This window comes from Variovorax sp. YR752 (genome assembly GCF_943372545.1).
Genome location: NZ_CALRZC010000387.1, coordinates 1 through 4,273, shown reverse-complemented (window position 1 = coordinate 4,273; position 4,273 = coordinate 1). Strand labels below are relative to the sequence as shown.

The 4,273-nt window shown below is 68.6% G+C and carries 5 protein-coding genes and 1 pseudogene; 4 read left to right on the top strand and 2 right to left on the bottom strand.

Features of this window, described 5'->3' with window-relative positions:
• On the bottom strand, nt 1–169 hold a 169-nt coding region (locus AAG801_RS40755; RefSeq protein WP_341893568.1), incomplete at its 3' end, for a peptide-methionine (S)-S-oxide reductase.
• A 105-nt stretch (nt 170–274) separates the two neighbouring features.
• Here AAG801_RS40755 and AAG801_RS40750 point away from each other — a divergent pair.
• The 4 genes from AAG801_RS40750 to AAG801_RS40735 all read left to right on the top strand — a co-directional run bounded on the left by AAG801_RS40750 (nt 275) and on the right by AAG801_RS40735 (nt 3,651).
• Nucleotides 275–955: a TetR/AcrR family transcriptional regulator gene (locus AAG801_RS40750; RefSeq protein WP_341893567.1), complete on the top strand. Its 681-nt coding sequence runs from the start codon at nt 275–277 to the stop codon at nt 953–955.
• Between the two features lie 94 nt (nt 956–1,049).
• Complete coding sequence (locus tag AAG801_RS40745; protein ID WP_101489441.1) at nt 1,050–1,727, top strand: protein-L-isoaspartate O-methyltransferase; 678 nt, start codon at nt 1,050–1,052, stop codon at nt 1,725–1,727.
• A gap of 16 nt (nt 1,728–1,743) precedes the next feature.
• On the top strand, nt 1,744–2,097 hold the full coding sequence (locus AAG801_RS40740; RefSeq protein WP_070062458.1) for a rhodanese-like domain-containing protein: 354 nt from the start codon (nt 1,744–1,746) through the stop codon (nt 2,095–2,097).
• A gap of 24 nt (nt 2,098–2,121) precedes the next feature.
• Nucleotides 2,122–3,651, top strand: a complete 1,530-nt coding sequence (locus AAG801_RS40735) for a TolC family outer membrane protein (protein ID WP_341893566.1) — start codon at nt 2,122–2,124, stop codon at nt 3,649–3,651.
• A gap of 131 nt (nt 3,652–3,782) precedes the next feature.
• Here the strand turns inward: AAG801_RS40735 and AAG801_RS40730 are convergent.
• A pseudogene (locus AAG801_RS40730) lies at nt 3,783–4,273 on the bottom strand (3-deoxy-D-manno-octulosonic acid transferase); the annotation flags it as partial.

The following is a 4,273-nucleotide window of genomic DNA, read 5'->3' as shown; positions in this document are numbered from 1 at the left end:
CGGTGCGGCCGGTGCAGATCTGTTCGTAGGTCGGATTCACGGTTTGGCCGTTGCAATAGCCCGATTCGACGTCGAGCACGCCCTGCACCCGGTCGAACACCGCCTCGGTGCACCAGAAGCAGCCTCCGCCGAGCACGATGGTTTCGGTGGGCGACGGTGAAGAAGACATGGCGCGGCTCCGGGTGGGGTTGGAAAAAGCGGGGGACCGGTATTGTCGCGGCTTGACGGGCCGGATGCCGGTCACTACATTACTAACCCGTCAGTCATTAACACCATGCCCTCCCCCCGTTCCCTCGTCGACAAGTTCTGTCCGCTGCCTTCTTCCAAGCGCGCGCGGCGCAAAGAGGCGCGCCCGGGCGAACTGCTGGCGGCGGCGCTCGACCTGTTCGTCGAAAAGGGCTTTGCCGCCACGCGCTCGGAAGAAGTGGCGGTCCGGGCCGGCGTGTCCAAGGGCACCCTCTTTCTGTACTTTCCGAGCAAGGAAGAGCTGTTCAAGGCCGTGGTGGTCGAAAACCTCGGCGGCCGTTTCACGGAGTGGAACGCCGAATTCGAGGCCTTCGAGGGCACGACGGCCGAGATGCTGCGCTACTGCATGAACGTCTGGTGGGAGCGCGTCGGGCTGACCAAGGCCTCGGGCCTGACCAAGCTGATGATGAGCGAAGGCGGCAATTTTCCCGAGCTGGCGGAGTTCTACCGCGAGCAGGTGGTGCGCCCCGGCCACGAACTGCTGCGCCGCATCCTGCAGCGCGGCATCGACCGCGGCGAGTTCGTGCAGATGGACATCGACCACGCCATCTATTCGGTGGTCGCGCCCATGGTGTTCCTCATGCTCTGGAAGCATTCGGCCATGGTCTGCGTCGACGGCGTGAGCGCGCTCGACCCCGAAAAATTCATCGCCACCCAGTGCGAAACCGTGCTTCACGGGCTCTGCGTGCGCCCCGGGAGCCCCGCATGACGGCCGCCGGATGGTCGACTGGCGCGGTGGCGTCATCGGTGCGACCTAAAATTGAAGGTTTGTCCCGTCCAGAGCCTTCAAGGAAAGCCACGCCATGAACCCCACGCCCACCCTCGAGCGCTTGCGCTTCAACATGATCGAACAACAGATCCGTCCCTGGGACGTGCTGGAGTCGGACATCCTCGAGCTGCTGGCCGAGATTCACCGCGAAGACTACGTGCCCGACGCACACCGCACGCTGTCCTTCTTCGACATGGAGCTGCCGCTGCTCGACGGCTCGGTGCCCGGCGAATTCATGCTGTCGCCCAAGGTCGAAGCCCGCACCCTGCAGGACCTGCACATCCAAAAGCACGAATCGGTGCTCGAGATCGGCACCGGCTCCGGCTTCATGGCCGCCCTGCTCGGCGCCCGCGCGGCCCAGGTGCTGTCGCTCGAAATCAACCCCGTGCTGGCCGCCCGCGCCGCCGACACGCTGCGCCAGAACGGCGTGACGAACGTTGAAGTGCGCCACGCCGACGGCGCCGTGCCGCTGGCCAGCGGCCCGAGCTTCGACGTGATCGTGCTCAGCGGCTCGGTCGCGCGCATTCCGCAGAACCTGCTCGGTTCGCTCAAGGTCGGCGGCCGCCTCTCGGCCATCGTCGGCGAGGAGCCCATGATGCGCGCCCATTTCGTGACCCGCACCAGCGAAAGCAAGTGGGACACGATCCAGCCCTGGGACACCGTGGCACCGCGCCTGCTGAACTTCCCCGAGCCCTCGCGCTTCGCGTTCTGATCGAGCGGCCCACCGAATGATCGATCAAGTCCGCCCCGCCGACCTGGCCGCCTGGTTCGCACAGGACGCCGACGCCGCTCCCGTGCTGCTCGACGTGCGCGAGCCCTGGGAGCTGCAGACGGCGAGCGTCGCGCCGCAGGGTTTCACGCTGGTCGCGATCCCGATGAACGAGATCCCCGGCCGACTGGCCGAGCTCGCCGCCGGCGACGGACAGCCCGCGCCCCGCATCGCCTGCCTGTGCCACCACGGCGCCCGCAGCCAGCGCGTGGCCGCTTTTCTGCACCAGAACGGCTTTGACTCGCTCGCCAACGTGGCGGGGGGCATCGACGCCTGGTCCGCGCAGCACGACCCGAGCGTGCCGCGCTACTGATTCTTTCGCTCCCAAGGACGTTCAATGCCTCCCAGGCCCCGGCTTCTGCCACTTTCCGCAGCCCTCGCAAGCGTCATTGCAGGCCTGCTCGCCCTGCCGGCCCAGGGCCAGACACTGAACGAACTCTACGATTCCGCGCGCGGCTTCGACGCCACCTACCAGGGTGCACGAGCCCAGTACGAGGCCAACCTGGCGCGTGCGGCGCAGGCCAAGGCCGGCATCCTGCCGGCCGTCGGGCTCACGGCCGGCGTGAACCGCAGCAACCTGGACATCGACACCCTCACGGGCACCAGCCGCGGCGCCAGCGCCTCGCGCGACTTCAACACGCAGAACGTCGGCATCAACGCCACGCAGCCGCTGTACCGCCCCGCCAACTGGGCCACCTACGAGCAGGGCAAGCGCCAGACGGAGATTGCGCGGGCGGTGCTCACCACCGCCGAGCAGGACCTGATCATGCGCGTGAGCCAGGCGTACTTCGACGTGCTCGCCAGCCAGGACAGTCTGGCCCTGGTGCGCGCGCAAAAAGTCGCCGTGGCCGAGCAGCTTGCGTCGGCCAAGCGCAACTTCGAGGTCGGCACCTCCACCATCACCGACTCGCGCGAAGCCCAGGCCCGCTACGACCTGGTGATCGCGCAAGAGATCGCCGCCGAGAACGACCTGCAGGTCAAGAAGATCGTGCTCGACCAGCTCGTCGGCCGCCCCGGCAGCGTGCCCGTGCCGCTGGCTGTGCCCGTCGTGCTGCCGACGGCGCAACCCGCCGACATCAACGCCTGGGTCGCGCAGGCCGACGAAGTGCATCCGGCGATCCAGCAGGCACGCCTCGGTCTCGATGTGGCCGGGCTCGAGGTGCAGAAGGCGCAGGCCGGCCACAAGCCCACGCTCGATGCAAACCTGGGCTACAACGTCACGCGCAATCCGACCGGTACCAGCACCAGCACCGTGGGCACGCGCGTCAACGCCGCCACGGTCGGCGTCACCTTCAACCTGCCGCTGTTCGCGGGCTTTGCCACCGAGAACCGCATCAAGGAAACGCTGGCCCTCGAAGACCAGTCGCGCAGCGTGCTCGACGGCACGCGCCGCAGCGTGGCGCAGGCCACGCGCGCGGCCTACCTCGGGCTGGTGTCGGGTGCGGGCCAGGTGAAGGCGCTCGAAGCCGCCGAAGCCTCCAGCCAGAGCGCGCTCGACGCCAACAAGCTGGGCTACCAGGTGGGCGTGCGCATCAACATCGACGTGCTCAACTCGCAGAGCCAGCTGTTCCAGACCAAGCGCGACCTCGCGCAGGCGCGCTACAACGTGCTGCTGGGCAACCTGAAGCTGCGCCAGGCCAACGGCACGCTGACGACCGATGACATGAACGCGATCAACGCGACGCTGGCGCGCAACGGCAGCACGCCCGCAGTGCCTGCCGCGACGACGGGGGCGCCCGTGGTGCCCGTGACGCCGCCGGCCATTCCGGTGGTGCCGCCGGTGCCGGTGCAGCCGTTCAACCCGCCCGCGCCGACGATGCCATCGGCACCGCCGCCGCCGGTGATCCTGAATCCGCCGGTGCGCTGATTGGTTTTTCTCCCTCCCCCGCTGGGGAGGGTCGGGGTGGGGGCACGACGGCCTCGAACCCATTGCAGCGCTCGTTGGGCGCTCGCCCCCATCCCAGCCTTCCCCCGGAAGGGGAAGGAGCCAACACCAAGTCAGTCCAGCGTGGGCTCGGCCCGCGCCGCTTCGGGCGGTGGCACGTTGTTGTCACCGGCCACCGGCGTCGTCACCGGCTCTGCCGCCTGCGCAATCGCCAGCACCGCCGTCGCCGTGCGCTCGGCCGCCCCGCGGTTCGACGACGAAAACGCCAGCGCGGCCTGCGCCATCACGGCGCGACGCTCCGGGTTCTCGACCAGCTTGAGCGCGGCCGTCACGGCCTGCTCCATGCCCTCGACGCGTAATGACGCACCCGCCGCGAGCGACAGCTGCGCCGCCTCGGCGAAATTGAAGGTCGACGGCCCCATCACCACCGGGCAGCCGCAGGCCGCCGGCTCGATGAGGTTCTGTCCGCCCAGCGGCTCGAAGCTGCCACCCAGCAAAGCCACATCGGCCAGGCCGTAGTACAGGGCCATCTCGCCCAGCGAATCGCCAAGCCAGATCTCGGCCTCGGCAGGCTGGCCGGCCGCACTGCGGCGTGCCACGGCAA